This window comes from Rhizobium sp. PRIMUS64 (assembly GCF_023006465.1).
GTDB classification, from domain to species: domain Bacteria; phylum Pseudomonadota; class Alphaproteobacteria; order Rhizobiales; family Rhizobiaceae; genus Rhizobium; species Rhizobium leguminosarum.
In genome coordinates this window covers 37,002-62,657 of record NZ_JALBGX010000006.1, presented here as the reverse complement: position 1 = coordinate 62,657, position 25,656 = coordinate 37,002, and the positions used below count along the sequence as shown (strand labels likewise).

Annotated in this window: 25 protein-coding genes and 1 riboswitch; of the genes, 10 read left to right on the top strand and 15 right to left on the bottom strand. The window is 60.7% G+C overall.

Annotated elements, in window-relative coordinates; translation table 11 throughout:
• The first annotated feature begins 18 nt into the window (after nt 1–18).
• Nucleotides 19–1,017, top strand: coding sequence for a GlxA family transcriptional regulator (locus MOV76_RS04440; protein ID WP_247263925.1), 999 nt, complete (start codon nt 19–21; stop codon nt 1,015–1,017).
• On the opposite strand, the gene MOV76_RS04435 is transcribed toward MOV76_RS04440, so the two are convergent.
• The gene (locus MOV76_RS04435; RefSeq protein ID WP_018449117.1) at nt 992–1,867 is read right to left on the bottom strand and encodes a LysR substrate-binding domain-containing protein; all 876 of its coding nucleotides are present in this window, start codon (nt 1,865–1,867) and stop codon (nt 992–994) included. The two genes, MOV76_RS04440 and MOV76_RS04435, sit on opposite strands and share 26 nt — an antisense overlap.
• 113 nt (nt 1,868–1,980) lie before the next feature.
• On the opposite strand from MOV76_RS04435, the gene MOV76_RS04430 reads away from it, so the two are divergent.
• Nucleotides 1,981–2,886: a DMT family transporter gene (locus MOV76_RS04430; protein WP_047620496.1), complete on the top strand. Its 906-nt coding sequence runs from the start codon at nt 1,981–1,983 to the stop codon at nt 2,884–2,886.
• A 161-nt stretch (nt 2,887–3,047) separates the two neighbouring features.
• A riboswitch (cobalamin riboswitch) is annotated at nt 3,048–3,249 on the top strand.
• 216 nt (nt 3,250–3,465) lie between these two features.
• A complete protein-coding gene (gene fdhA / locus MOV76_RS04425) occupies nt 3,466–4,656 on the top strand; it encodes a formaldehyde dehydrogenase, glutathione-independent (RefSeq protein ID WP_247263924.1) in 1,191 nt (396 codons plus the stop codon).
• Nucleotides 4,657–4,842: 186 nt separating this feature from the next.
• Here fdhA and MOV76_RS04420 read toward each other — a convergent pair whose 3' ends face one another.
• Nucleotides 4,843–5,649 carry a transporter substrate-binding domain-containing protein gene (locus MOV76_RS04420; RefSeq protein ID WP_026231094.1) on the bottom strand — a complete coding sequence of 269 codons (807 nt, stop codon included), beginning with the start codon at nt 5,647–5,649 and terminating at the stop codon, nt 4,843–4,845.
• Nucleotides 5,650–5,754: 105 nt separating this feature from the next.
• Between MOV76_RS04420 and MOV76_RS04415 the strand changes: the two genes are divergently transcribed.
• Nucleotides 5,755–8,121, top strand: a complete 2,367-nt coding sequence (locus tag MOV76_RS04415; protein ID WP_247263923.1) for an EAL domain-containing protein — start codon at nt 5,755–5,757, stop codon at nt 8,119–8,121.
• Between the two features lie 74 nt (nt 8,122–8,195).
• The gene (locus MOV76_RS04410) at nt 8,196–8,780 is read left to right on the top strand and encodes a cysteine hydrolase family protein (protein WP_047620493.1); all 585 of its coding nucleotides are present in this window, start codon (nt 8,196–8,198) and stop codon (nt 8,778–8,780) included.
• A 79-nt stretch (nt 8,781–8,859) separates the two neighbouring features.
• On the opposite strand, the gene speB is transcribed toward MOV76_RS04410, so the two are convergent.
• Entirely contained in the window at nt 8,860–9,915 is a 1,056-nt protein-coding gene (speB, locus tag MOV76_RS04405) for an agmatinase (RefSeq protein ID WP_018246814.1), read from the bottom strand.
• 96 nt (nt 9,916–10,011) lie between these two features.
• Here speB and MOV76_RS04400 point away from each other — a divergent pair, with 96 nt between their 5' ends.
• Complete coding sequence (locus MOV76_RS04400; protein ID WP_247263922.1) at nt 10,012–11,175, top strand: aminotransferase; 1,164 nt, start codon at nt 10,012–10,014, stop codon at nt 11,173–11,175.
• Here MOV76_RS04400 and MOV76_RS04395 read toward each other — a convergent pair.
• The 4 genes from MOV76_RS04395 to MOV76_RS04380 all read right to left on the bottom strand — a co-directional run bounded on the left by MOV76_RS04395 (nt 11,152) and on the right by MOV76_RS04380 (nt 14,929).
• Nucleotides 11,152–11,688 (bottom strand): flavin reductase family protein, encoded by a 537-nt coding sequence (locus MOV76_RS04395; RefSeq protein ID WP_018449125.1) that lies wholly within the window; start codon nt 11,686–11,688, stop codon nt 11,152–11,154. The two genes, MOV76_RS04400 and MOV76_RS04395, sit on opposite strands and share 24 nt — an antisense overlap.
• Nucleotides 11,685–13,040 (bottom strand): LLM class flavin-dependent oxidoreductase, encoded by a 1,356-nt coding sequence (locus MOV76_RS04390; protein WP_247263921.1) that lies wholly within the window; start codon nt 13,038–13,040, stop codon nt 11,685–11,687. The genes MOV76_RS04395 and MOV76_RS04390 overlap by 4 nt, the downstream gene beginning before the upstream one ends.
• A gap of 218 nt (nt 13,041–13,258) precedes the next feature.
• On the bottom strand, nt 13,259–14,191 hold the full coding sequence (locus MOV76_RS04385; protein ID WP_247263920.1) for a LysR family transcriptional regulator: 933 nt from the start codon (nt 14,189–14,191) through the stop codon (nt 13,259–13,261).
• A 30-nt stretch (nt 14,192–14,221) separates the two neighbouring features.
• A complete protein-coding gene (locus MOV76_RS04380; protein ID WP_018246809.1) occupies nt 14,222–14,929 on the bottom strand; it encodes a UTRA domain-containing protein in 708 nt (235 codons plus the stop codon).
• A gap of 227 nt (nt 14,930–15,156) precedes the next feature.
• On the opposite strand from MOV76_RS04380, the gene MOV76_RS04375 reads away from it, so the two are divergent.
• The 4 genes from MOV76_RS04375 to MOV76_RS04360 all read left to right on the top strand — a co-directional run bounded on the left by MOV76_RS04375 (nt 15,157) and on the right by MOV76_RS04360 (nt 18,177).
• Entirely contained in the window at nt 15,157–15,984 is an 828-nt protein-coding gene (locus MOV76_RS04375) for a transporter substrate-binding domain-containing protein (protein ID WP_026188802.1), read from the top strand.
• A 98-nt stretch (nt 15,985–16,082) separates the two neighbouring features.
• Nucleotides 16,083–16,724 (top strand): amino acid ABC transporter permease, encoded by a 642-nt coding sequence (locus MOV76_RS04370; protein ID WP_247263919.1) that lies wholly within the window; start codon nt 16,083–16,085, stop codon nt 16,722–16,724.
• Nucleotides 16,721–17,389, top strand: coding sequence for an amino acid ABC transporter permease (locus MOV76_RS04365; protein WP_065277311.1), 669 nt, complete (start codon nt 16,721–16,723; stop codon nt 17,387–17,389). The genes MOV76_RS04370 and MOV76_RS04365 overlap by 4 nt, the downstream gene beginning before the upstream one ends.
• On the top strand, nt 17,386–18,177 hold the full coding sequence (locus tag MOV76_RS04360) for an amino acid ABC transporter ATP-binding protein (protein ID WP_113542862.1): 792 nt from the start codon (nt 17,386–17,388) through the stop codon (nt 18,175–18,177). Before MOV76_RS04365 ends, MOV76_RS04360 begins: the two co-directional genes overlap by 4 nt.
• A gap of 49 nt (nt 18,178–18,226) precedes the next feature.
• Here the strand turns inward: MOV76_RS04360 and MOV76_RS04355 are convergent, their stop codons facing one another.
• Genes MOV76_RS04355 through MOV76_RS04320 form a run of 8 tightly spaced genes read right to left on the bottom strand, consistent with a single transcriptional unit; the run spans nt 18,227 to nt 25,643 of the window.
• Nucleotides 18,227–18,580 carry a cupin domain-containing protein gene (locus MOV76_RS04355; RefSeq protein ID WP_128400744.1) on the bottom strand — a complete coding sequence of 118 codons (354 nt, stop codon included), beginning with the start codon at nt 18,578–18,580 and terminating at the stop codon, nt 18,227–18,229.
• Entirely contained in the window at nt 18,573–19,241 is a 669-nt protein-coding gene (locus tag MOV76_RS04350) for a cysteine hydrolase family protein (protein WP_018449130.1), read from the bottom strand. Before MOV76_RS04350 ends, MOV76_RS04355 begins: the two co-directional genes overlap by 8 nt.
• The gene (locus MOV76_RS04345; protein WP_247263918.1) at nt 19,241–20,791 is read right to left on the bottom strand and encodes an ABC transporter ATP-binding protein; all 1,551 of its coding nucleotides are present in this window, start codon (nt 20,789–20,791) and stop codon (nt 19,241–19,243) included. Before MOV76_RS04345 ends, MOV76_RS04350 begins: the two co-directional genes overlap by 1 nt.
• A gap of 1 nt (nt 20,792) precedes the next feature.
• Nucleotides 20,793–21,848 (bottom strand): cyanuric acid amidohydrolase, encoded by a 1,056-nt coding sequence (gene atzD, locus MOV76_RS04340; protein WP_028732382.1) that lies wholly within the window; start codon nt 21,846–21,848, stop codon nt 20,793–20,795.
• Nucleotides 21,848–22,549 carry a cysteine hydrolase family protein gene (locus MOV76_RS04335; RefSeq protein WP_247263946.1) on the bottom strand — a complete coding sequence of 234 codons (702 nt, stop codon included), beginning with the start codon at nt 22,547–22,549 and terminating at the stop codon, nt 21,848–21,850. The genes atzD and MOV76_RS04335 overlap by 1 nt, the downstream gene beginning before the upstream one ends.
• Nucleotides 22,550–22,560: 11 nt before the next feature.
• Nucleotides 22,561–23,577 (bottom strand): formamidase, encoded by a 1,017-nt coding sequence (locus MOV76_RS04330; RefSeq protein ID WP_247263917.1) that lies wholly within the window; start codon nt 23,575–23,577, stop codon nt 22,561–22,563.
• Nucleotides 23,578–23,589: 12 nt separating this feature from the next.
• A complete protein-coding gene (locus MOV76_RS04325) occupies nt 23,590–24,516 on the bottom strand; it encodes an ABC transporter permease (RefSeq protein ID WP_247263916.1) in 927 nt (308 codons plus the stop codon).
• A complete protein-coding gene (locus MOV76_RS04320; protein ID WP_247263915.1) occupies nt 24,516–25,643 on the bottom strand; it encodes an ABC transporter permease in 1,128 nt (375 codons plus the stop codon). Before MOV76_RS04320 ends, MOV76_RS04325 begins: the two co-directional genes overlap by 1 nt.
• Between the last annotated feature and the right edge of the window lie 13 nt (nt 25,644–25,656).

The following is a 25,656-nucleotide window of genomic DNA, read 5'->3' as shown; positions in this document are numbered from 1 at the left end:
ATCGGAACTCCGAGGGAGGTGGCCTTGCTGCAGCGATCGACGGAACGGCTCGATATCGACCTTCTCGTCCTGCCGGACGCGAACCTGATCCTGATCGCCTCGGTGATCGAGCCGCTGCGCGGTGCCAACCGCATTTCCGGCAGCGAGCTCTATCGCTGGCGGCTGCTCACGCCGGACGGAGCACCGGTCCCGACCACCAGCAATATCGCCGTGCCCGCACAAGGCGCTTTCAAGGCGACGACCGAGGATACGCCGCTATTCGTGCTTGCCAGTTACAACTGGCGCCACAGCGCGACGCCGGCCCTCAAGATGCAGCTCTCCCAGGCTGCCCGCTATCGCACGGTGATTGCCGGCATCGAGTCCGGCACATGGCTGCTGGCGGAAGCAAGCCTGCTCGACGGACTGCCGGCGACCGTCCACTGGGAGGACTACGAGGATTTTGCGCTGGCCTATCCTGAGGTGCGGGCCGTCAAGGATCGTTTCGTCATCGACGGCAAGCGGCTGACGACCTCCGGTTCGCTTCCAACCGTCGACCTGATGCTGGAAGTGATCAGGCAGCGGCAGGGTTATTCGCTGGCGCTCGAGGTCAGCCGGCTGTTCCGCTATGAGCAGCCGTCCTTCCATGCCGATGAGTCACTTTCCGCAGCCTCGGCTGGGTTGCGCATGCACGATTCCCGTGTCGCGCAAGCGGTGCGGCTGATGGAGGAGCATATCGAGCAGCCTCTGATTCTCACGCGGCTCGCCCGCAGGGTGGGCATCAGCGCCCGACATCTGCAGGATCTTTTCCAGCAGAGTATCGGCGCGCCGCCGCATGTGCATTATCTCGCCCTGCGCTTGAATGCGGCCCGCCGCAAGGTGATCGAGACGACGGCCTCCTTCGCCGACATCGCGGCGGCAACCGGCTTCAACTCGGCCTCAGCCTTTGCGAGAAGCTACCGGGCGAGTTTTTCCGAAAGCCCGTCGGAGACCCGGCGCCGCTTGCGGCGCCGCATCACGTCATCGGAGGTGCGGGCATAGGCTGGAATGCGTCCCGTATCATTTCGGCAAGTTCCCGAACGGCCTCGCTGGAACGGTAAGTGCTCCGGCGGAGCACGACCTTGGAGGAATCGACCGGCGGGAAACCGTCTTCGGCGGTGAGTTCCCGGCAGCCGGGCGGAATGCTGCTGCGGGAAAGCGTGGTGACGGCAAGGCCTGCGGTCACGGCATTCTTCAGCCCCGAGCCGGTATCGGCAATGAAAGCGATTCGATAGTTGCGGCCGATCTGTTCCAGTGACCGGAGCGCAAAATCGCGCGACCAGGTGGAGTTGCGATAGGTCGCTATCGGCAGGGGATCGATGTCGTGCAGCCTGTGGACCATCGATGTGACCCAGACTGTGGGATCGATGCAGATGACCTCGCCTTTCGTCTCATCGCTCCAGTCGAAAACGACGGCCAGATCGAGCTCATCCCGCTCGAGGGCGGCCAAGTTGCGAACTGTGTAGTCGCAGGACACGGTGACCTCGACGGCCGGGTGGCGTACGGCGAAAGCCGCAAGGGCTGCCGGCAGCACCGTCTGGCTGTATTCCTCCGGAATTCCGATGCGCACCGGTCCGTCCAGCGGTTTGCTGCGGATCGTCGCGGCGGCCTCGTTCAGGAGGTCGATTATCCTGCGGGCATAGGGGACGAGCTGTATGCCCTGGCGCGTCAGCAGCACGCCGCGGGCGCCCCGCTCGAACAGGGTTTCGCCGATCGTCTGCTCAAGCCGCTTGATCTGAGTGCTCACCGCCGACTGCGTCCGCCCGATGCGCTGGGCAGCCGCGGAGAAATTGGAGGTCTCGGCAACGACCAGGAAGGTTCTGAGCAGGTCGCTCTCAATCGGCTCGTGCATAGGAATAGCCATAGAAAAAATCGATGGTAGCTATCTCTACTATTCGTTTGTCTGATGTCAATTCTTGGCGCAGAAAAGAACGGCGTTCGACTTCCTTCTTTGAGAATATCTGCGTGACCATTGAAAATCCGGCCAGACGCCTCGCAGGCAGCGAGCACGAGAAGGGTGTGCTTCTCATCATTGCCGCGACGCTTGCCTGGAGCGCGAGCGGCGTCTATTCGCGGCTCCTGACGACCGACGTATGGACGGCGATCGCCTGGCGGTCGTTGTTCGGCGGCCTGTTTCTGCTGATCCCCTGCCTTTTCCTCGAAGGGGGCATCTCGCGGCAGCAATGGCGATCCGTCTTCCATCCGTCCGGTCTTGCCATGATCGCATGCCAGACCTTCAGTCAGATATGCTTCATCGGGGCGCTTTACATGACCACCGTCGCCAATGTGACGATGATCTATGCGACCGCGCCCTTTATCGCAGCGTTGCTCGGCTGGGTCATCCTCAGAGAGAGGGTCTCCAGGCGGACGCTGATTGCCGGCGGCATCTCGCTCTTCGGCGTTGCGGTCATCGTCGCCTCGTCGATCGGCGGCGGCACCGGTTGGGGTGACCTGCTGGCGCTCGGCATGACCGCGTCCTTCGCGCTCGTCATCATCATTCCGCGCATCAGTCCCGACGTGCCAAGCCTGCCGCCGACCGTGGTCAGCGCTTTCCTGACACTCGCACTCTTCGCGCCGTTCGGTTCGGTCGGCTCGCTCGACTTGCACAACTGGATCGTCCTTGCCGCCTTCGGCGCGACCAATTTCTCCCTGGCGCTGGTGCTCTTCCTTGCCGGGGCGAAACGAATGCCGCCGGCGGAAGCGGCGCTGATCGGCACGATGGAAATCGTGCTCACGCCCCTCTGGGTCTGGCTGCTGTTTTCCGAAGAGCCGCCCGTTGCCACCTTTTTCGGCGGCGCGATCATCCTCGGCGCCGTATTCTGGCACACTGCAATCGACGTCAGCCGCAGCCGGCGACCGCATCGCGCCTAAAGCCTTTAGGCGGCGATCAAATCTTCCCGGACGATCCGGAAAACCGCCGTATTCGCGGGATCAATTATTTCCGCTACGCAGCGCTGTTGCGACTTTGCCGACTGTCGTCTTTGAGTTGCGCCCATGTCGTTTTCTTGATCGCTGTTTTACGTCAGGCATGGTTTGCTTGTGGTGTTCAAGGCGCTATCTCGCAAACTGGCGAAATGGACCATTGGGACGCTGGCCTGACGCCGGCGCTGCCCCGCAGCGGTAGAAGAACTGAAATCCTCAAGGAAATCGCCGGATAGACATCCGGAAAGATATCGAGATGGATCGAAAGGAGATTCTGGAGCCGGAAACCAGCTCTTGGCATAGCAAATCGACGGATTGCGGCAGATGATCACGAGCGGAACGACAGGCGAAAACCATGGCGTTCACTCCTCTTCTCCATCCAATCTGTCCCTTTTGCAAATCGAATATCGCCCGATGCGGCGGTATCTTGTGTTGTGGACCGGGCTGCAGAGGAGGCAGGCCGGAGGGAAGGTTGCCATCGACTGCATCGGTTGCAGATCGAGGCATTCAAACAAGTGGGAGGAATTCATGAGCAAAAATAGAGGCGTCGTCTATCTCCGGCCGGGCAAGGTCGAAGTTCGCGACATCGACGACCCGAAGCTGGAAGCGCCCGATGGCCGCCGCATCGAACACGGCGTCATTCTGAAGGTGATATCGACCAACATCTGCGGCTCCGACCAGCATATGGTCCGCGGCCGCACGACGGCGATGCCGGGCCTGGTCCTCGGTCATGAAATCACCGGCGAGATCATCGAGAAAGGCGTCGACGTCGAAATGCTCGATATCGGCGATATCGTCTCGGTGCCGTTCAATGTCGCCTGCGGCCGCTGCCGCTGCTGCAAATCCCAGGATACCGGCGTCTGCCTGACGGTAAACCCGGCCCGCGCCGGCGGTGCCTATGGCTATGTCGACATGGGTGGCTGGATCGGCGGACAGGCGCGCTATGTCACCATTCCCTACGCAGATTTCAACCTGCTGAAAATCCCCGATCGGGATAGGGCAATGGCGAAGATCCGTGATCTCACCATGCTCTCCGACATTCTGCCCACCGGCTTCCATGGCGCAGTGCGTGCAGGTGTTGGGGTCGGCTCGACCGTCTATGTCGCCGGTGCCGGCCCTGTCGGCCTTGCGGCTGCGGCTTCGGCTCGCATTCTCGGCGCTGCTGTCGTGATGATCGGTGATTTCAACAAGGATCGTCTGGCGCATGCGGCGAAGGTCGGTTTCGAACCGATCGACCTGTCGAAGAGCGACCGTCTCGGCGACATGATCGCGCAGGTCGTCGGCACCAATGAGGTGGACAGCGCCATCGATGCGGTCGGCTTCGAGGCACGCGGCCACTCGGGCGGCGAACAGCCGGCGATCGTGCTCAATCAGATGATGGAGATTACCCGTGCCGCGGGTTCGATCGGCATTCCCGGCCTCTACGTTACCGAGGATCCGGGCGCCGTCGACAACGCCGCCAAACACGGCAATCTGTCGCTCCGCTTCGGCCTCGGATGGGCCAAGGCGCAGTCCTTCCACACCGGCCAGACTCCGGTGATCAAATATAATCGTCAGCTCATGCAGGCGATCCTCCACGACCGGCTGCCAATTGCCGATATCGTCAACGCCAAGGTCATTCCGCTCGACGATGCCGCCAATGGATATGAGAGCTTCGACCAGGGAGCGGCGACGAAATATGTCCTCGATCCGCACGGAGAGGTCGCGAAAGCCGCCTAGAGCAATTCCAGCAAAAGCGCGTAGCGGTTTTGCGTCCGGAATTGCGAGAAAACAAAGGGATAGAGCATTTCCGTGATTCGAAGAAAAACGGAAATGCTCTAGCGACTACGACTGAGGACTTTACCTGATAGGAATGGCCGGCGGAAAGCCGGCCATTCTGCATCGCACAACGATTTGATTGACGAACTACTGGATGCTGAACGGGAAATATTTTGCGTTGATCATGTCGTAGGTCCCGTCCGCCTTGATGCTCTTCAACGCTTCGTTCAGGCGCGCAAGACGCTCCTTGTCATCGAGGCGCAGCGCGATGCCGGCACCCTCACCGAAGTATGTGATGTCGACCAGATCCGGTCCTTTGAACTCGCAGCAGCTTCCTGCCTTGGTGTTGGCAATCCAGTCGTAGATGGCGAGTTTATCCTCGAGGATAATGTCGACGCTCCCGTCCGCCAGACCCTTGTACAATTCGGGCGAAGACCGAAACACCTTCTTTTTCATTTCCGGATAAAGATGGTTGGCATAGGATTCCTGCGCTGTCGACGATGTCACCCCAAGAATTTTATCGTTGAGGGCGGCGGGGCTGACATCGCTGATCGACGAATCCTTCCGGGCGATGAACACAGACGGGCTGTTGTAGTATTTTTCAGTGAAGGCAACCTTTTGACGCCGCTCAAGGCTCATCGACATGGATGAGATGATCGCGTCGTATTTGTCGGCAACGAGATCGGGGATAATGTCGTCCCACTTCTCGATGATAAATTGGCATTCGAACTTGCCAACCTCGCACAGCGCATTGGCAATATCGATGTCGAAGCCCTGAAGTTTGTTATTTGCATCGAGATAGTTGAAGGGCGGAAATGCACCTTCGACGGCAATTCTCATTGGCATGCGATCTTGCGCAGCCACCTCAAGCGGCGAGGTCGCGGCCAAAAAAATACCCATCCCGCCCGCCATCAGCGCTCCGCGCAATATAGTCTGAATGGATATGCGCAACATCGTCGGGAGCTCCTCGGGGCATAGTCGATCTCGCCCCATAGTGCGCCGCAGCCTTTAATTCTACGTGAACGCTTCTTTGTTAGCGTCTGCCAATGCGCCCGTGTCGTGGTGTTCAGGGGTCTAGGCTTGCAGATCGTTCTTCCTTCCAGCTCCAAGACGTTTCAGCAATCCTGGATTGCTTCGGGAAGAATTCTGTTTCTGATTGCCGTCAGCGGGCTTGGAGCGATCGGACTTGTTGTACTCTCGGCGCTCTGGGCAGGGACCGAAAGCGATGCTGCCGCCCTTGATCGACAGCGCCAGCTTGTGAATGCCCGCCTGCGGGAACAGGTCGATCAAGTCGCCCATGTCATCGGCCAGTTCGGCAACGGCTACCTCACACGTGTTTATCCGGCTGCCCGGTCAAGCGGAGGTTCCTCTAGCCTCGATGCCGTTCTGACAGCGGCCGCCGGGAGTGCGATCAGCCAGACCGCAATGTCCGCCTTCGGCTACGATCAGGCCTTTGTCGTCGACGAGAAGGCTCAACTGCTGATGCTGGCGGACGCCCAAACGGAAAAGCGTTATCGCTGGATGAAGCCTCTCTTTTTGCCTCTGCTTCAGGATGCCCGCCTCGGGGTGAGACCAGGCGCGGTTTCCAACGAAAGAACGCCGTCCTCGATGGAAAGCCGCCATGCGAGCCCAGGACGCTCCAACACTGCGTTGGCCAATCTAATGCGGCTGGAAGGTCGGCCGACGATCGTCGGCGTCGTCGCCATCAACGATCCCGAAGAGGGGCAACGGCAGACGATGCGGCAATTCCTGATCGTCGTGCGGTTTATCGATGGTGCGGCGCTGGACGAATTGAGCCGGCAACAGGGCCTCAACGGCGCGCGCTTCGCGCGCACAGCCGATGCAGACGAAAACGAGGTTGCCTTCCAGATCGACGCCACGGCAAATGGCGAACCGATCGGCTTCATCGTATGGCGGCCCGATCTTCCAGGCTCGAGAGTGATCGGCCGATTGATGCCGGCGCTTTCGATTGCCGCCCTGGTGATCGCGATCCTGTTCTCGGTTTTGCTGGTGCGCCTGCGAAGCAGCCTCGGCGAGTTGAGAAAAAGCGAGCTGCATGCAAGACAGCTTGCCTTGCATGACGTGCTCACGAGCCTTCCCAACCGCGCTTTGTTCGCGATGAGGTTCGACGAGTGCCTGGCCGAGACGAAGAATTCGGCCGAGCGCTCGGCAGTCGCGCTTCTCGATCTCGACCGCTTCAAGGCCGTGAACGACACGTTCGGCCATGCCGCCGGCGATGAACTCATCAGGATGGCTGCGGAGCGGATCCACTCCCTGCTTCGTCCGGGCGACACGCTTGCCCGGCTCGGAGGGGACGAATTCGCCCTGCTTCTTCGGGACATCAAAGATCATGATCAGGTTTTGCCTGTAATATGCGACGCGATCGTTGCCGAACTTGGCAAGCCCTTCCCGCTTCTGAGGGGCGAGGCGGTCGCACGGGTCGGCGGCTCGATCGGCGTGACCGTCGTGCCGGACGCCGGACGGAATGCCGATGACATCATGCGCTACGCCGACGTCGCGCTGTACGAAGCAAAGATGGGCGGCAGAGGCCAATGGCGCGTCTATTCACCGTCCATGGACGGCGGCAGGAATGCGCGCGACATACTCAAGAACGAATTGCGGGAAGTTTTGGCCAAAGGCACGGCCTCATCCGCTGACGGTCCACAATCCGACCCGATTGCGAACAAGCCGGACTTCGGATCGCTCGAAGTTTACTACCAAACGGTACATCGCGCCGAGGGCGGCGGATACTCGGCGTCGGGCGCGGAGGCTCTCGTGCGTTGGCGTCACAGTCAGCGCGGACTATTGACGCCTGCCAGCTTCATCCCTGTCGCCGAGGAGGGCGGCCTCATCGACGCTCTCGGTTTCTGGGTATTGCGCGAAGCCTGTAGAGCCGCCTGCAAATGGCCTGAAAACACATTTGTTGCGGTCAACGTGTCTCCCGCCCAGTTGAGAAGACCAAATTTTGCCGAGGAAGTATTCGCCGTGCTCCAGGAGAGCGGCCTGCCGCCGTCCCGGCTCGAGCTCGAGCTCACCGAGTCCTCGCTCATCGAGGATAACTCGGACGTCTATACGGTGCTGAAGTCGCTGCGCAGCCAAGGTGTTCAGATTTCGCTCGATGATTTCGGAACCGGCTTTTCATGTCTCAGCCATCTGCTACGCTTCGATATCGACCGCATCAAGATTGATCGTTCGTTCGTCTCACAGCTCGGCACGAAAGCCAACGGGGCGGCCATCATTGGCGCCATCGTCGCGCTTAGCCGCAACCTCGGTATCTCGACGACGGCTGAAGGGGTCGAAACCGAATATCAACGCGACTTTCTGGCTGCCCTCGGCTGCACCGACCTCCAAGGCTACTTCTTCTCCAAACCGGTTCCTCTTCGCGACCTTGATAGTTTCCGGACAGCTGAGAGTGCTGTCGCCTGAGAGGCTTTTGATCTTCCGCCAGGAACTTTCGCCGCGCGCGGCGGTTGACGCCCGAAGACCGAGTGGAGGATGTGATGGGCGAGGTCGGGGAGTGGCGGCACCTTTGCGTCGATATGCAGCGGATGTTTGCCGAAGACACGCCGTGGCACGTTCCCTGGATGGCACGGATCTCTCCCCAGATCGAAGAGCTGGCCGGGCGGCACTCGTCGCGAACGATCTTTACCCGCTTCCTGCCACCCGAGCATGCCGACGACATGCCGGGGAAATGGCGGGATTATTACCAGAAATGGTGGATGATGACGGGTGAGCATCTTCCGCGCGGATTCATCGATCTCGCCCCATCGCTGGCGTCGTTGGTTCCACCGGCAAGGCACTTCGACAAGCGCACCTATTCCCCCTGGATTGACGGCCGCCTGCATCCGATCCTTCAATCGGAGCGGGTCGATACCCTTATTATAACGGGTGGTGAAACGGATGTATGCGTGCTGGCCACGACGCTCGGCGCAATCGATCTCGCCTATCGTGTCATCGTGCTGAAGGACGCCGTCTGCAGCGGCGCCGACGATACGCATGACGCGTCACTGGAACTTCTGCATGATCGGTTTTCCGTGCAGCTCGAGCTCATGAAGACCGAAGAATTTTTGAGCGAGTTTGGCTAGAGCCTGGTGTGACGATACAGCCTCCACAGCAATACTGCTCATCGCCACGAATGACATGGAGATGACCGAGAGGTCGGCCTTAGCGTTTGCCGATCGACGGACTAAACACCATGAGGCTCAGGATTTCAAAGAGCACCTGTGCTGCAGCGTGCGCTGTGTTGGTCGTTGCGTCATATTGCGGGGCAACTTCGACGACGTCACCACCCACCAGGTTTATCCCTTTCAGCCCGCGTATCAGTTCAAGAACTTCACGCGTGGTCAATCCCCCGACCTCGGGCGTGCCCGTGCCGGGCGCAAAGCTCGGATCGAGGCTGTCGACATCGAAGGAAAGATAGGTCGGGCCGTCGCCGACGATGGATTTTGCCTTGGCAACCACGGCCGCAATCCCCATTCCGCTGATGTCCTCTGCGTGGATCACGGTCATTCCCGACGCATAGGAGAATTCCCACAAATATTCCGCCGAACCACGGATGCCAATCTGGATTGTCCGTGTCGGATCGAGCACGCCGTCCAGCACGGCATTGCGGAACGGCCCGCCGTGATGAAACTTCGTCTGATCAAAAGCGCCGCTTGTATCGCAGTGGGCATCAATATGAATGAGGCCGACCGGTTGCTGCCGACCGATGGCCTTCAAAATCGGGTGGCTGATGGAATGATCGCCTCCAACGGAAAGCGGGGCAACGCCGGCATCGACGATCTGGCCGATGCGCTTTTCGATGTCGTCATGGCTGAGTTCCAGCCGGTAACGGCTTTGGAACGATATGTCGCCGATATCGGCGACCCGAAGATCGAAGACCGGCGCCGTGGCAAGGACGTGATTGTAGGGGCCGATCCTTTCGATGGCGCGAAGTGCTCTCGGTCCGAAACGCGAGCCTGGACGATTGGTGACGCCAAGGTCCATGGGGATCCCGGTGATTGCAACCTGGAGATTGCCGAAATCCGGATCCTCGGCTGCGACCTGCATGTAGGGTGCGCTGAGGAAGGTCGGCACTCCGGCGTATGGCGCCAGTCTCGTGCCGCTCTTGGAGATGATCTTCTCCGCCACTTTGCGAAACTTCTCATCGAATATCTCGCCGCCATTGGCGTCTGCAAATTCTGCGCGCAGCTGTTCGAGCCGCGTTTTGTCCCACACCATGCGCATGCATCTCCGCTTCAGGTCCGTCTCGTCAGACAAAGAGGTTGAGAAAACAATTGGTATCGTTGTAGCAATCGGTATCAAAGAGAAATCGACATGATCGCTGCAAAACCCAACTCGCTCGTTGCCCGCCTCTCTGCCCCGCCCATTCCTTCCGTCGTCGCCTGGAGCCGCGAATACAAAGGAGAAAAAGGGCCGCTCATCGATTTGTCGCAAGCCGTGCCCGGCTATCCCGCGCATCCGGAGATGCTTCGGCTTCTTGCCGAGGCGGCCGGACAACAGGCGATGACGGGATACGGGCCGATCGAGGGCGAACCTCTGTTGCGCAAGACCTACGCGGCTCACGTTGCCGAGCTTTATGGCGCCGACCTTTCCGCCGGTAATATCCACATTACCGCCGGCTGCAATCAGGCGTTCATGTGCGCAGCGATCGCGCTTGCGGGCGCCGGCGATACCGTAGCACTGACCAATCCCTTCTATTTCAATCACGATACGACGCTGTCGATGCTGGGGATCGGGCGTCGATGGGTCGATTGCGACGCCGCCGCCGGCTTTCTTCCCGATCTGAGTTCGGCCGAGGCTGCACTTGCGGCCGGCGCGAAGATACTTGCCGTCGTGACGCCCAACAATCCCACCGGAGCCGTGTATCCACCCAGCCTGCTTCACAAGCTTTTTGTGCTCTGCCGGAAATACGGCGCCTGGCTGATCCTCGATGAAACCTATCGGGATTTTCTTGGCGAGGATTACGGGCCGCCGCACTCTCTTCTGTCCGAGCCGGGTTGGGAGGACACGCTCGTTCTTCTCTACAGCTTCTCGAAATCCTTCTGCATTCCCGGTCACAGACTGGGTGCAATCACGGCAGGCCCCAAACTCATCGCCGAGATCGCCAAGGTGATGGACAATATGCAGATCTGCGCGCCGCGTTCGGCTCAGATCGCCGTTGCTTCGGCGATCCCGGCGCTCGCCGAGTGGCGAGCCGGTAACCAGTTGGAGATCACTCGCCGCGCGGATGCGTTGAGGCTGGTCTTTTCCGGGTTGCCGGATTGGGAGATCGCCGCGATCGGCGCCTATTTTGCCTTTGTCCGCCATCCCTACGCTGATCGATCGTCTTCAGAGGTTGCCGAAAAACTCGCCAAGGAATCCGGCATTGTTTGTTTGCCCGGGGCCTATTTCGGGGAAGGGCAGGAGCGCTACCTCAGACTTGCCTTTGCCAATGCGGATGTCGCGTCGATTGGGCTATTGTCCGAGCGCCTTCGCTAGGCCGCGATCAACCTCCGCCGGAAGTTGGTGATAACCACCGCGCCAGTAAAGCAGCGGTCCTATGCCCTGCCGAATTTCAATCGCGCAGACATGTCCGACCAAAATCGCATGGGAATTGTAGTGGAATGCGGTTTCGAGCTTGCAGTCCAGGACCGTCAGGGCATTTTCAAGGACCGCCGCACCGGTCTTGAGGCGATACCATCCGGCGTTGCCGTAGCGTTCGGCGCCCTTTCGCCCGTCAAGACCGGCAAAGGATTGCGCCACCTGCTGCTGGTCGGCAGCGAGCACGTTGACACAAAAGCAGCCGTATTGCTGCAGCGCCGGCCATGAGGAAGACGCTCGGTTGACACTGACGATGACGGAAGGCAACTCCGCCGAAAGCGAGGAGACCGACGTTGCGGTGAAGCCGGTGCGGTCTTTACCGTCGCCGACCGTAATCACACTGACCGCACCCGCCAGATGACGCATCGAAAACTTGAAGTCCGCCTCGCTGATCAAAGGCTCGGCACTCATCGGGCTGGCTCTTTCGTTTTGGCAAAGCGGTTTACAGGCCTTGAAAGACCGAGGTTTTCACGCAGGGTCTTGCCCTCGTAATCCTCACGGAATAGCCCGCGGCGCCGAAGCTCGGGCAGGACCATCCGCACGAAGTCGTCGAGACTGGACGGCAAGGTGGGGAACATCAGGATGAAGCCGTCGGCGGCGCGCGTCTCAAACCATTCCTCCATGAAGTCGGCAATCTGGGACGGCGTCCCTGTGATGCCATTTCCGGTATGCTTCTCGGCATAGTGCCGGATGAGTTCGCCGACGGTGTGGCCGCTTTTCACGAAATCGACCAGTTCGTCGAACAGAGCGCGTGATCCCTTTGGCGCCGCCGGCAGCCGATCCATGGGGAAAGGCTTGTCGAGCGCCACGTCGCGCAGGTCCGCCTCCAGAAATTCGGAGAGCATCAGCAGGCCGACATCCGGATGCATCTTATCGATCAGATAGTCGACCTTCGCCTTTGCCTCGGCTTCAGTTTCACCGACGTTGATCACGATACCCGGCATGATTTTCAGGTCGTCCGGATCGCGTCCATGGGCCGGCATCCGGCGCTTGACGTTGTCGTAGAAGGCACGGTTTCGGTCGATATTCGATGCGAGGCTGAAGACGATCTCCGCCGTGCGTGCCGCCATGTCCATTCCGGGTTCCGAACCGCCCGCCTGCGCGATGACGGGGCGACCCTGGGGCGTTCGCGCGATGTTGAGGGGCCCGCGAACCTGGAAGTGCTTGCCTTTGTGGTTGAGCGTATGGTGCTTGTCTTTGTCATAGTAGACACCGTTTTCACGGTCGAGAAGCAGTGCGCCATCCTCGAAGCTGTCCCAGAGGCCGAACACGACATCGACGAATTCGTTGCCGCGCTCGTAGCGCAGCGCATGCGGGTCGAGCCCCTCGCGGTTGAAATTGTAGCCGGTTTCGTCGTGATCGGAAGTGACGACATTCCAGCAGACACGCCCCTTGCTCAGATGGTCGATGGAGGCGAACAGACGCGCGACATTGTATGGCTCGTAATAACTCGTTGAGACCGTCGCCACGAGACCGAGATCGTTGGTGGTGACCGCCAGAGCCGAGAGCAGCGAGAGGGGTTCGAAGCGGTTCATCTTGGTCGGAATTCGGGCAAGCGCATTTGGATCGCCGACGGCGGCGGCAGGAGAATCCGCCATGAACATAAAATCGAATTTGGCCGCCTCGGATCGCTTGGCGACATCGAGCAGATGAGCGAAGTCGTTGGCGCCATTGACGTCGCTTGCCGGATGCAGCCAGGAGGCCGGATGAAAGCCGAACGTATAGACGAAAGTCCCGAGTTTCATCTTGTCGGTCCGCGCCATTGAGTTCTCCTGCCATTGTCCGCCACGCCGTCCCCTTGACGGCGACAGCGCAAATTATCGCCAGGCGCAAATTTTCATCAATATCGCGTAGCTGAGTTCCGTTTTAGTTTTTCTAAAGTGTTGACTTACAGCGCCGCGCGTCTTTTCTGACGCGCAAAGGACGCTGTAACATTTTTGAATCGATGCATAATTTCTCGAATCGATTCCGATTTGAGAAATTATGCAGCAGGAGCCGATGCCGAAGCCTGCTGACGGGAAATAGCAATGAGCCAATCGCGGAATTCGCGCCCATGGGGCTTCTGCAAGGCAGCACGATCCCAGGCGAGAAAATAGCTTTCACGCAGTGCAATGCGCATGTCCACCGGAATGACGAGCGTTTGCGCCTCAAGCTCATCTGATATCATCGACATTTGTGCAAGCACGACGCCGCGCTTGTTGACGGCTGCGTCAATTGCACTGCTCGACAAAGTGAAGGAAAGGCCGGGCGTCGACACATCGAACGCGACGCCGGCCTTGGCGGCAAACTCCGCCCAGCTGGGGTAGCGGGTGAAGTGTCGTTCCCACTCGACATGGAGGAGGGGTTGTTCGAAAAGATCGCGCGCCGTATGTGCGCGATCCTGCATCAGCGCCGGCGAGCAGGCCGGAACGACCCAATCGCGGAACAGTTCGGTATAATGTTCGTGCTGGAGGACGTCCGATCCGTAGCTGACGCGGAAATCGACATCGTCGAAACCGATCCGGGGCTCTTTGTCGCGTCCGATAATCCTCACTGGAACTTCGGGATGAAGCGCCTGCCAGTCGAAGATGCGCCTGCCGATCCATTTGTTGACGACGGAGGAAAGCGCACTGAGCACCAGTGCCGTCTCGTTGCGCGCCTTTTCCAACAGTTGCTGAGCGAGCGCAAATTGCTCGAACCCCTTCGATATCTCCTGATGGTAGAGCCGGCCCCAGGCGGTCAGCTCGACGGTTCGCCCGCTGCGCTCCAGAAGCGAAATTCCAAGAAAGCTTTCGATCTTGCGAATCTGCTGGCTGATGGCCCCCGGCGAAACCCTCAGCTCCAGTGCCGCGGCCGTCACGCCGCCGCAGCGCCCCACCGCCTCGAACGCCTGCAAACTTTTCAGCGGTATCGCCTTGAGGCGCTCATCGGTCACTTGCAGAACCTCTCGTGATTTGCGTCGAACTCAATTTGCTGCCGGATGAAACGTCCCCGCAAACTGGAACCGGTCGCCCGGATGGGTAAACTCGACATAGGTCACCGTGCGTCCGTTCTGCCAGGTCTGGCGAATGAGGCTAAGGCAGGCCTCGCCACGTTCCGTCTGCAGGATCCGCGCTGTCGTGGTGTCGGCCGAGACGGCGCGAATGACATGTTTGGCCTTGGACCAGGGAACCTCGTCAAGCAGCCATTTGCCGGGCGGAATTGAAGCAAAACTCTCCTCTCTCGCCCGTGGGACAGCATCGAGCATGATGATCCGCCGCTCGATGGCATTCGGTCTGCCGTCGACGATATGCAGGCACTGAAGCCTGAGGACTTCTGCATCGGCGGGCTCGGACAGCTGCTGTGCCTCCGCCTCTCCAAGGCGCTCGATCTTGCGGGCGAGGATTTCGAAGCGGTGTTCGTGCCCGGCCAGTTCCGCTTCGGTGCTGATATCCTGGATATCCATCACCGTGCGGTCGATCTGGGGCGATGCGACAAACGAACCTGTCTTGCGCCGTCTGACGATCATGCCGCGCTCGGCGAGCGCCGACAGCGCCTTGCTGACGGTCATCCGCGAGCACCGATATTTCGCCGCGAGTTCGTGTTCGACGGGAATACGGTCACCGGGCCGCCAATCACCGCTGATGATCTTCGTCTCGACATCGGTGAAAATACGTTGATAAATCGACACCAAGCCCGCACCTCATCCGGCGTCAACGATCATAAGTTCCGGAACGGTCATGCCAGCGAGATCGACGCCACCCGGCACAAATTTTGCGTTCCTCGTCTTTTACATTGACACTCTAGGCCAGCCTATATCTATTTGTATAGTCAAAAGCGGAGCATAGAAATCCGCGCAGAGGAAATCGAAGTCGGGAACCAAAACTCCTCCGCCGGGGGAATAAAACTGGAGAGATGATCATGAAGGCAAATTCACTGCTGAAGGGTCTGGTCGGCGCTGCGTTCCTGTTCGGAGCAGCCGTTTCCGCCCATGCAGCCGACACGCTGGCCGCCGTCAAGGCAGCCGGCACCCTCAAGGTTGGCACCGAAACGGCTTTCGCACCGTTCGACTATATCGATGCCGGTGAACATACCGGCTTGAACGTCGACCTCTTTGCCGAGATCGGCAAGGAACTCGGCGTCAAGATCGAGTGGATAGCGCTTCCTTGGGACGGCGTCTTCCCCGCGCTCGAGGCCGGCAAGTTCGATGTCGTCGCAGGTCCTGCAACGATCACCAAGAAGCGCATGGAGCGCTATCGCTTCACGCCGCCGATCGCCGAAGCGACGATCGCCATTCTGAAGAAGGCTGGCGACACGACGATCAGCAAGCCGGAAGATATTGCCGGCAAGACGATCGGTGTCGGCAAAGCAACTGCCCAGCTCGACCAGCTGAAGGAATTCTCCGGCACGCTGCCGACCAAAGTCGACGTGCGCGAATATCCAGCCTTTACCGAATCCTACGCCGATCTCGCCGCCGGCCGCATTGCCGGCGTTGCCAACTCGCTGCCGAATATCGCCTTCGTCGCTAGCCAGCGAAAAGGTACGTTCGAAGTCGTCCTGCCGCCATTCGGCAAGAAGTCCTATTTCGGCTTCATCGGTCTCAAGGATGCCGATCATGCGCCCCTGATGGATGCGATCGATGCCGCGATGCTCAAGATCAAGGCAGACGGACGTATGGCAGAGCTGCAAAAGAAGTGGTTTGGTGCGTCTTTCGATACGCCTGATGCTGTCAAGGATCCGGCATTCTGATTAGCCGCCGGTGAAACGAACGCGCCCCGCCATCAGTCGGGGCGCAATCCGCCGTGGGATCAAAGTTCACGGCCGCAGCGCCCAGGCAAGCACCGCCCATGTCCATCAAGCTATTCGAACTGCTTCTGCAAGCCTCGATCTACACGGTGACGATCAGTGTGGTCTCCATCCTGATCGGCTTTGCGATCGCGATCGTCATTTCAGCCATGCTGCTCTCACGGCAACGGCTTTTTGTGTTGCCGGCGCAGATTTTCATCAGTTTCTTTCGTGGTGCACCGTTGCTGGTCCAGCTGTTGCTGATCTACAATCTGCTGCCGGTGATCGGCATCAACGTGCCGAGCATCGTTGCGGCCGTCGTTGGCCTGTCCTTGTGTACTGCCGCCTATCAGGCTGAAAATCTGCGCGGTGGTTTTTCCAGCGTTCCCCTGGGCCTGGTCGAATCTGCCGAAATGGTCGGCATGACTCCCATTCAGATCTTCCGCCGCATCAGGGCGCCGATCGCCCTGCGCCTGACTTTCCCGGCGCTCGTCAATGAAGCGATCCTTATTCTGAAGGCGTCTTCGCTCGTCTCCGTCGTCGGAATCGTCGAGCTGACACGCATGGCTCAGGACCTTGCCGGCAGCACCTTCCTGCCGCTCGAGATTTTTGCTTCCGCAGGCCTGATCTATCTCGTCATCAATTGGATCGTTGCCCTTGCGGGCGGCCTGATCGAACGCTCCCTGCCAGGAGTGCCGCTATGACCTTCGATACCAATGTGATTTTCAGCAACTTGCCGGAGATTCTCCACGGTGCGTGGGTCACCATCCTCATCTGGATCGTCACCACTCTTGCCGCTGCCGTACTGGGTTTCCTTGTCGCAGTCGCGCGACGTTTTGGCGGCGTGCTGTTGGACAGAGCGTTCGGCCTTGTCATCGCAGTGCTGCGCGGCACGCCCTTTCTGATTCAGATCTTCCTCGTCTACTATGGCGGCCCCTTCGTCGGATTGTCGCTCGATCCGATCCCGGCCGGCATCGTCGGCCTTTCCATCTACGGCGCGGCTTATTTCAGTGAGATATTCCGCTCGGGCTTTGCCGCCGTCCCGAAGGGACATATCGAGGCCGGCCTGTGCGTTGGCCTGACACAAGGGCAGATCATCCGGCGCATATTGCTGCCGGAGATGACCATGCTGGTGTTGCCACCTTCGGTCAACATGACGATCATCCTCATGAAGGAGACGGCCGTTCTGTCCATTATCACCGTGCCGGAGTTGACGGCGACACTCAGCGCCATCGGCTCGCAGCAATATGCTTTCGTCGAGGCGCTCTTCGTCCTTGCGCTATTTTATTGGGTACTGGTCGAAATCACCGGCTGGCTCGGCCATCTCGCCGAAACGAAACTCACCAGATTCAGGTTTTTCAACATATGAGCGTTCCTGCGATCGCAGTCAAAAATCTCGTCAAGACGTTCGGCGGCTCCACCGTGCTGCACGGCATCGACCTCGAAATCGAGCAGGGACAAGTCTCTTGCGTCATCGGCCCGTCGGGATCCGGCAAGAGTACGCTGCTGCGCTGCATGGCGTTTCTGGAGGAATCGACGAAGGGGACGATTGCCGTCAACGGCGAGGTGCTTGGCTTTGCAGAAAACGCCAAGGGTGTCCGTGAGCGGGTGCCGACTGCTGTGAACCGGCAGATTCGATCGCAGATCGGGATGGTTTTTCAGCAGTTCAATCTCTGGCCGCATATGACGGCGCTCGGCAATGTCAGCGAGGCGCTGAAGACGGTTCACAAGATGAGCCGTAGGGATGCGGAGGAGCGGGCCATGGCCCAGCTCGTCAAGGTCGGCCTGGAGGGCAGGGCGGGGCACTATCCATCGCAGCTCTCGGGAGGGCAACAACAGCGTGTCGCTATCGCCCGGGCGCTTGCCCTCAACCCGAAGATCATGCTGTTTGACGAGCCGACCTCGTCACTCGATCCCGAGCTGACCGGCGAAGTGCTGAACGTCATGCGCGATCTTGCCGCCGAGGGCATGACGATGGTCGTCGTCTCCCACGAGATCGGATTTGCCGCGACGGTCGGCCAGCAGATCATCTTTCTCGACCACGGCAAGGTGCTGTTCACCGGACCGCCGCAGGACGTCTTCAAACGGCCGAGAAACCCCCGCCTCGAACAATTCCTGGACACCTATATCGATCGCGGGGCCTCGATGCTGCTGTGAAATTCATGTCCTTCCGGATCGTCGGGCAGACCTCCAAGGCCGGCGGGGTTCAGGCAATTTCGTCTTCGAGTATTTTCACGGGCCGGTCCCACTGGATGAGGACGACACAGCCGGTATCACTCCAGACCGAGTGTTCGCTGCCCGGCGCATTGACGATATAACTGCCGCTGATGTAATCGCCCGTCTCGTCGGATTGAACGCCGTCGAGCACCAGGATGGTCTCGAGCCCTTCGTGGCGATGGCGGGGAACGGAGGCGCCGGGCTCATATTTCAGCAGCGCCACGCCCGGCTGATCACCCTCGAAGGGGCGGATCCAGTGAATGGTGACAGCATCGCGGAAGGGGCCGAATTCCAGCTCCTTCCAGCCGCCTGACGTCAGGCGTTCGCGGGTCGTTTCAGGCATGGGCGATACTTTCCAGAATGTCGTCGACATGCGCGGTCCAGCCGACGATCGCGCCTTGGGCGCGGATCATGGCGATGGCTGCGGCTTTGAATTCGGGGAAGTAGCTCTCCGTCGCCTCCTCGGCGAGAAGGCATTCATAGCCGCGGTCGTTTGCTTCGCGCATCGTCGTCTGCACGCAGACTTCGGTGGTGACACCAGCAAAGACCAGCTGACGAATGCCCTTCTCTTGCAACACGGTGCCAAGTTCGGTGGCGTAGAAGGCGCCCTTGCCGGGTTTTTCGATGACGACTTCACCCTTCACAGGAGCGAGTTCCGGCAGGATTGCCGTGCCGGGTTCGCCTGAGATCAGGATGCGGCCCATCGGACCTTCGTCGCCGATCCTGAGGGATGGATTGCCACGGTCGCGTTTGGCCGGCGGCAGGTCAGAAAGGTCCGGCCGGTGGCACTCCATCGTATGGATCACAGGCAGGCCGGCATTGCGGAAGCCCAGGATGAGGCGTTTGACATCAGGCACGATCCTGGTGATACGGCTGACATCATTGCCGAGGCTTGCGCCGAAGCCGCCGGGCTCGGCGAAATCACGCTGCATGTCAATGACGATAAGGGCGAGCTCATCGTGCTTCACCGGAAAGGCGAAAGGTTCAGCTTTGATCTTCGCCATCAATGATGCCCCGCCATGTGGGCGCCGATCACGCCAATATCGGCCGAGCGCGCCGGTGTCTCGTAAACCAGCTTGCCTTCCGAAATGACCATGATGCGGTCGGACATCTCGAGCAGTTCGTCGAGGTCCTCGGAAAGCAGCAGCACGGCAGCGCCCAAATTGCGTGCCTTCATGATGCGGGCGCGGATTTCGGCGACGGCCGAGAAATCGAGACCGAAACAGGGGTTCGAGACGATCAACAGATCGACATCGCCGGTCAGTTCGCGGGCGAGCACGGCACGCTGCACGTTGCCGCCCGAAAGCGCTGCGATCGGCGAGGAGGAAGAGGCCGTCTTGACCTTGAAGTCGGAGATCAGCGCCGAGGCACGCTTCTTCATGCTGCCCTTGTTCAGCCAGATTGCGTCCTTGCCGTCCGATTTCAAGTCGAAGGTGCGAAACGCAAGGTTCTCGCTCACGGTCATCTTCGGCGCACAGGCATTCTGCAACGGTTCTTCGGGGATGAAACGCACCCTGTTCTTGCGGGTCTCGTCGCGGGTGGCGCCGTAAGCCTCGCCATTGACCATGACTTGGCCGCTATCGGTCGGGCGCTGGCCGGCGAGTATTTCCGTCAGCTCCTTCTGGCCGTTGCCCGATATGCCGGCAATGCCGACGATCTCGCCGGAGCGGACTGTAAGCGCGTCGATCTCGATCGTCTTCAGGCCGGAGCGATCCGGAGCTTTCACCTGGCTTACAGTGAGCACGGATTTGGCCGCTTCCGCCACCGGCAGACGGCTGTCGAGCTCGGCGAGCTTGACGTCGCCGATCATCATCGCCGCCATCTCGGCGGTGGAGAGCTCGCCGACCTTACCGGTGCCGACCAGCTTGCCGCGCCGCAGGATCGAAACGGCATCAGCGAACTTCGTCACCTCGTGGAACTTGTGGGAAATCATCAGCACGGTGAGCTCGCCGCGCTCGGTCATCCCGCGCACGATGCCAAGCATCTCATCGGCTTCGGCGGGCGTCAGCACCGAAGTCGGCTCGTCGAGGACGAGGAAGGAGCGGCCGAGATAGAGCTGCTTGACGATTTCGAGCTTCTGCTTTTCGCCGGCGGCAAGCTCGCTCACCGGCCTGTCGAGCGGGATCTTGAACGGCATGCGCTCCATGAAATCCGCCAGATCCTTGCGTTCCCTGGCCCAGTTGATCACCGCGGGCACTTCGGTGCGGCTGATGACCAGGTTTTCCGCACCGGTCAGGGAGGGAACCAGTGTGAAATGCTGGTAGACCATGCCGAGCCCATAGGCCGCGGCATCCTTGGGTGAGGCCACCGCCACCTCGCGGCCGTCGACCGACAGCGAGCCTGACGTCGCGTGATAGAAGCCCATGATGCATTTGACAAGTGTCGACTTGCCGGCGCCGTTTTCACCGAGAAGCGCGTGAAAAGAGCCTGCCGGAACGGCGATCGAGACGTCGTCGAGCGCGGTGAACGAGCCAAAGCGCATGGTCATGCCGAGCGTATCGATGCCGACGGCCTTGCCGGCTTGCGGAAGGGGCGTGTCGCGGACTGTGCTCACTTCATTGCTCCTTTTCGACGATGATGGCGACGGGACCGCCGCCGGGCGGACCCTGGTGTTCGGCGCCGCCGGACACATAGAGATCGGTAATGCCGAAGATGCCGGCGAGAACGCCGCCGACGAAGGCACGGGCATGGCGGGTGCCTGCAATATCCGAGTCATCGAGCATCGTGTGGCGCCTGCCGCCGATCCTGCCGGACGGGTCCGGCTCGGCCTTGGCGAGAACCGCCGCCAGCCGGCTGTTTTCCGGCAGGCGTTCGCGGGCTTTCCTGACGGAATGCGCGTCGATCGCATCCCGCATGACCGCGTGGTCGATCGACATCGGACCGGACCATTTTGCGCTCATGCCGAGGACGATGATTTCGTGATCGGTGAGTTCGACCCCGGACGAGGTTGAGGCGCAGCGGGAAAAGAGATCGAAACGTGTGCAGATGTCGGCATCGCCGATCGATGTCGCATCTATCTCGCCGAGTGCCACGGCGACGCCGAGAGCCGAAGCGCCGCGCGAGAGGCCCATGGATTTCAGCGTGTCGTGGGTTGCGACCGTCCTGCCTGCTGCCTCGGCCTCGGCAATCCGGCGCGAGGTGAGCAGCGGACACTTGATCTGCACGAAATGGACATCGGCGGGATCATCGATGCCGGCATCCCTCATCGCGGACTTCACGCCTGCGGCAACGAGCAGGATCTGTTCCCGGCGCCCGAGATGTTCGGGGGGCAGCGCGGGGGTACGCGACACACCAATGGCCAGCGCCCGTTCGCCCGGGGTTTCTACGGTTTCACGCGCAAAAACCGTCCAATGCGGCGAGAGCGCACCCTCGGTGCCGCCGGACATGATGATCGAGACGCCGTCGACGCCATATTTGCTGAACAATGTCTCGAAGCTGCGGGTGGCATAACCGCGGGTAAAATCATTGACGCAGCCGTTGCCTTCCGTCTTGCCGAGAACGGCGACGACGTTGTTCGCCTGAAGGCCGCTGGCAAAGAGCGCCTCGACGCCGGCAACGTCATCGGGGCCGTCGGCTGGCACGCGAAAGACATGGGCACGCAATGACGGCATCAGGGCAGCGCCTCGACTAGAGCCGCGGAATTGGAGACCGAGCCGAAGACGCCGCCCTGCATCTTCACCATCTTGATCGCGGCGAGGTGGTTTCCGTGGTCGGTCGCACCACAGCAGTCTTCCAGCAGCAGGCATTCGTAGCCGCGGTCATTTGCCTCGCGCATCGTCGTCGAGACGCAGACATCGGTGGTGATTCCGGTGAGGATAATGTTCTCGATGCGCTTCTGGTTGAGGATGAGTTCGAGGTCGGTGGCGCAGAACGAACCCTTGCCGGGCTTGTCGATGATCGTCTCGCCTTCGACCGGATAGAGTTCGGGGATGATGTCCCAGCCGGGTTCGCCACGCGTCAGGATGCGGCCGCAGGGGCCGGGATCGCCGATGCCGGCCCCGATCCGCTGCGAGCGCCAGCGCTTGTTGGCCGGCAGATCGGCGAGGTCGGGGCGATGGCCCTCGCGGGTATGGATGATGTGGTAACCCTTGGCTCGCATGGCGGCAAGCACACGTTTGATGGGTTCGATCGGCGCCTGCACCAGCGACAGGTCGTAGCCCATGTGGTCGACATAGCCGCCCTTGCCGCAGAAATCCGTCTGCATGTCGATGATGATGAGGGCGGTATTATCAGGCCTCAGAGCGCCGTTATAGGGCCACGGATACGGATCGGCGTCGATAAAATGCCCTTTGGTTTCGACCATCGCGTCCATCATTCTCTCTCCTATTCCGCGGCAGGTTTGAGGGGTTCGCCGTAGCGGCGCATCGGCTTGTCAAATCCGCAGGACGTGCCGTCCTTGACCTTTATCTCGTCTTCCCACGGCAGGCGGTATTTGCCGGCGATCAGGTCGTGCATGTAGGTGTAGGGCGCATCCTGGGCGCCGCCGGCGACGGCGACATAGCCGCGATGGCCGAACTGGTAGATATTGTTCTCCACGCCCCAGCCGAGCCGGGCCTCGCGCACCAGGTCGGGACGCACCTCGGCGGTGATGATCTCGTTGGGCCGGCCGGAGGTGCCGTGGGCGATGATCGTGCCGTCGAAATTGCAGATCATGCCTTCACCCATGGAATCGAACGTGCCGTCCGAGCCGCACATGCAGACATTCGCGGTGATCATCAGATTGCAGAAGGCGTTCGCCTGGTTGGTGAAGCGCCAGGCATCGCGGATCGGCGCCGTGTAGCCGGCGGTGCGGATCATGATTTCGGCGCCCTTATAGGCGCATTCGCGCGCCATCTCCGGGAACATGCCGTCATGGCAGACAATCAGCGCGAGCTTGGCGCCCCGCGGGCCCTCGATGACAGGGATGCCAAGATCGCCGGGCTCCCAGGGCTCGACGGGGATCCAGGGATGCATCTTGCGGTAATAGAGCTTCAACTCGCCCTGATCGTCGATGACGATGCCGGAGTTGTAGGGCATGCCGCCAGGGTTCAGCTCCATGATCGAGAAGCAGCCCCAGATCCGGTTGTCCCTGCAGGCCTGCTTGAAGGCCGCGACCTCCGGCCCGTCGAGCGTGCACATGATCTCCGGATTGATGTCCATGGAAAGGCCATGCAGCGCGTATTCGGGAAAGACCACGAGGTCCATGCCCGGTTGGTTGCGCCGCGCTTTGGCCACCAGATCGACGATCACCTGCGTCTGTTTTGCCAGATCCACTTTGGTGACGGTCACCGGCAGTTGGAGCTGCACCAGGCCGATACCGATGCCGTGTTCGGATTTGTTGAGACCGCCAAGTCCGTTCATCGGGATGCTCCGTTATTTCGTGAGCGACAGCGCACCCGGCGCACCGGCGAGCGAGCGGGTGGGCGAGGAGGTGGCGATCAGGATGACGAGGGTGAGCACGTAAGGCGCGGCGTAAAAAAGGTAGTAGCCTTGTGTGACGCCGACCGATTGCAGCGCCGGGCCGAGCGCGCCGGCACCGCCGAAAAGCAGGGCAGCGAGAAAGCAGCCGATCGGGTTCCAGCGGGCGAAGATGACGAGGGCCACGGCCATCAGGCCCTGGCCTGACGAGATGCCTTCGTTCCATGAGCCCGGATAGTAGAGCGAGAGGTAGGCGCCGCCGATTGCCGCCAGCGAACCGCCCACTGCCGTCGCCAGCAGGCGAACTCGGTCCGGGTCGATGCCCATGGCCCGGGCCGCGTCGGTGCTGTCGCCGACGACGCGCAGGATCAGGCCGATGCGGGTGTTCTTGAAGGCCCAGAACAGGAAGAGGGCAAGTGCCGCGCCGATGAAGAACAGTACGTTGATATTGAGCGCCGCCTGCACCTGCGGAATGCTCGACCAGCCGCCGAGCGCAATCGAGGGCAGTTTCGGCGCGACCGGCTGGATGAAGGATTTGCCGAGGAAGAACGCCATGCCGAGACCGAACTGCATCATGGCGATGCCGATGGCGATGTCGTTGACCTTGGGGAACTTGCAGATCCAGCCGTGGATGAGGCCGAAGATCGCGCCCGCCATCATTGCGGCCAGCACGCCAAGGGTCGGCGAGCCGGTCATGACGGCCACCGCATAGGCCGTCATGGCGCCGAAGACCAGCGTGCCTTCGAGGCCGAGATTGATGCGGCCGGAGCGTTCGGTGATCGTCTCGCCGAGGCTGACGAAGATGAACGGGGTGGAAACGCGAATGGCGCCGGCGAAGATCGCCAGCGGCACGCCCCAGATGCCGATGCCTGTCTCCTCCATCAGAGGCTCCTTTTCCAGAGGTCGGGATTGAAGATCTTGAAGCGGCCGTAGAAGGTTTCGCAGAAGAGAATGACGATGAAGAGCGCCCCCTGCAGCACCAGAACCGTCGCATCCGGCAGGCCCATGCGCCGCTGGATGAGGCCGCCCGAGGCGTCGATGCCGCCGAGCAGGATCGCGACCGGAATGATCGCCAGCGGATTGTGCCTGGCGAGGAAGGCGACGAGGATACCGGTATAGCCGTAGCCGGCGGCAAGCGAGGCATTGGCACTTCCCTGCACCGCCGCCACTTCGATCATGCCCGCCAGGCCGGCAAAGCTGCCGGCAAGCGCGGTAAATCCGGCAATCAGCTTGCCGACCGGCAGTCCCTGGATCTGCGCGGCGCGCACGTTGCCGCCGGCGATGCGGGCGGCAAACCCGTAGCTCGTCGCCTCGATCACGATCCAGGAGAGCATGCAGGCGAGGATGCCGATCACGAGACCCCAATGCACGTCCATGCCGGGAATATTGCCGAGCATGTATTCCGCCGGCAGCGGCCTGGTCGACGGCTTGTTGAGGCTTGCAGGATCGCGCAGCAGCCCTTCGACGAACTGGTTCATCAGGGCAATGGCGATATAGGAGAGCAGCAGCGAGGAGATGGTTTCGTTGACGCCGCGGTAATGGCGCAGGAAACCGGCAAGGCCGATCCAGATGCCGCCGACCACCATGGCAGCGATTGCCATCAGAATGAGGGTGAGGAAAACAGGCGCGGTGCCGGCGAGCGGCAGAGCCATGGCTGCGGCGGCAACGCCGCCCAGCACGACCGCTCCTTCCCCGCCGATGATGACGAGGCCGAGACGGGCGGGCAGGGCGACGCAGAGTGCCGTCAGGAGAAGGGGTGCGGCACGACTTAAACTGTTCTGCACCGAAAACCAGCTGCCGAAGCCGCCGGTATACATCAGTTGAAAGAGGGTGGCCGGCGACTTGCCGACCGCCAGGATGAAGAGGGAGAAGAGCGCAAGACCGATCAGGATGGCCGCAAGGCCGATGACAACAGGCTCGGCTCGCCGCGCGACCCATTCGAGGACGGGGCGTAGCGAAGCCGGTTTTTCCACGATGGCTATTGCGGGATCATTGGCCTCGATGGTCATGGCGCTTCTCCCT

What these genes read in the sequence shown, in the direction of transcription:
- MOV76_RS04435 (WP_018449117.1), bottom strand. Translation starts at nt 1,867, where the DNA reads ATGCACGAGCCGATTGAGAGCGACCTGCTCAGAACCTTCCTGGTCGTT.
- fdhA (WP_247263924.1), top strand. Translation starts at nt 3,466, where the DNA reads ATGAGCAAAAATAGAGGCGTCGTCTATCTCCGGCCGGGCAAGGTCGAA.
- MOV76_RS04420 (WP_026231094.1), bottom strand. Translation starts at nt 5,649, where the DNA reads ATGTTGCGCATATCCATTCAGACTATATTGCGCGGAGCGCTGATGGCG.
- MOV76_RS04410 (WP_047620493.1), top strand. Translation starts at nt 8,196, where the DNA reads ATGGGCGAGGTCGGGGAGTGGCGGCACCTTTGCGTCGATATGCAGCGG.
- speB (WP_018246814.1), bottom strand. Translation starts at nt 9,915, where the DNA reads ATGGTGTGGGACAAAACGCGGCTCGAACAGCTGCGCGCAGAATTTGCA.
- MOV76_RS04400 (WP_247263922.1), top strand. Translation starts at nt 10,012, where the DNA reads ATGATCGCTGCAAAACCCAACTCGCTCGTTGCCCGCCTCTCTGCCCCG.
- MOV76_RS04395 (WP_018449125.1), bottom strand. Translation starts at nt 11,688, where the DNA reads ATGAGTGCCGAGCCTTTGATCAGCGAGGCGGACTTCAAGTTTTCGATG.
- MOV76_RS04390 (WP_247263921.1), bottom strand. Translation starts at nt 13,040, where the DNA reads ATGGCGCGGACCGACAAGATGAAACTCGGGACTTTCGTCTATACGTTC.
- MOV76_RS04375 (WP_026188802.1), top strand. Translation starts at nt 15,157, where the DNA reads ATGAAGGCAAATTCACTGCTGAAGGGTCTGGTCGGCGCTGCGTTCCTG.
- MOV76_RS04370 (WP_247263919.1), top strand. Translation starts at nt 16,083, where the DNA reads ATGTCCATCAAGCTATTCGAACTGCTTCTGCAAGCCTCGATCTACACG.
- MOV76_RS04365 (WP_065277311.1), top strand. Translation starts at nt 16,721, where the DNA reads ATGACCTTCGATACCAATGTGATTTTCAGCAACTTGCCGGAGATTCTC.
- MOV76_RS04360 (WP_113542862.1), top strand. Translation starts at nt 17,386, where the DNA reads ATGAGCGTTCCTGCGATCGCAGTCAAAAATCTCGTCAAGACGTTCGGC.
- MOV76_RS04355 (WP_128400744.1), bottom strand. Translation starts at nt 18,580, where the DNA reads ATGCCTGAAACGACCCGCGAACGCCTGACGTCAGGCGGCTGGAAGGAG.
- MOV76_RS04350 (WP_018449130.1), bottom strand. Translation starts at nt 19,241, where the DNA reads ATGGCGAAGATCAAAGCTGAACCTTTCGCCTTTCCGGTGAAGCACGAT.
- atzD (WP_028732382.1), bottom strand. Translation starts at nt 21,848, where the DNA reads ATGCCGTCATTGCGTGCCCATGTCTTTCGCGTGCCAGCCGACGGCCCC.
- MOV76_RS04335 (WP_247263946.1), bottom strand. Translation starts at nt 22,549, where the DNA reads ATGGACGCGATGGTCGAAACCAAAGGGCATTTTATCGACGCCGATCCG.
- MOV76_RS04330 (WP_247263917.1), bottom strand. Translation starts at nt 23,577, where the DNA reads ATGAACGGACTTGGCGGTCTCAACAAATCCGAACACGGCATCGGTATC.
- MOV76_RS04325 (WP_247263916.1), bottom strand. Translation starts at nt 24,516, where the DNA reads ATGGAGGAGACAGGCATCGGCATCTGGGGCGTGCCGCTGGCGATCTTC.
- MOV76_RS04320 (WP_247263915.1), bottom strand. Translation starts at nt 25,643, where the DNA reads ATGACCATCGAGGCCAATGATCCCGCAATAGCCATCGTGGAAAAACCG.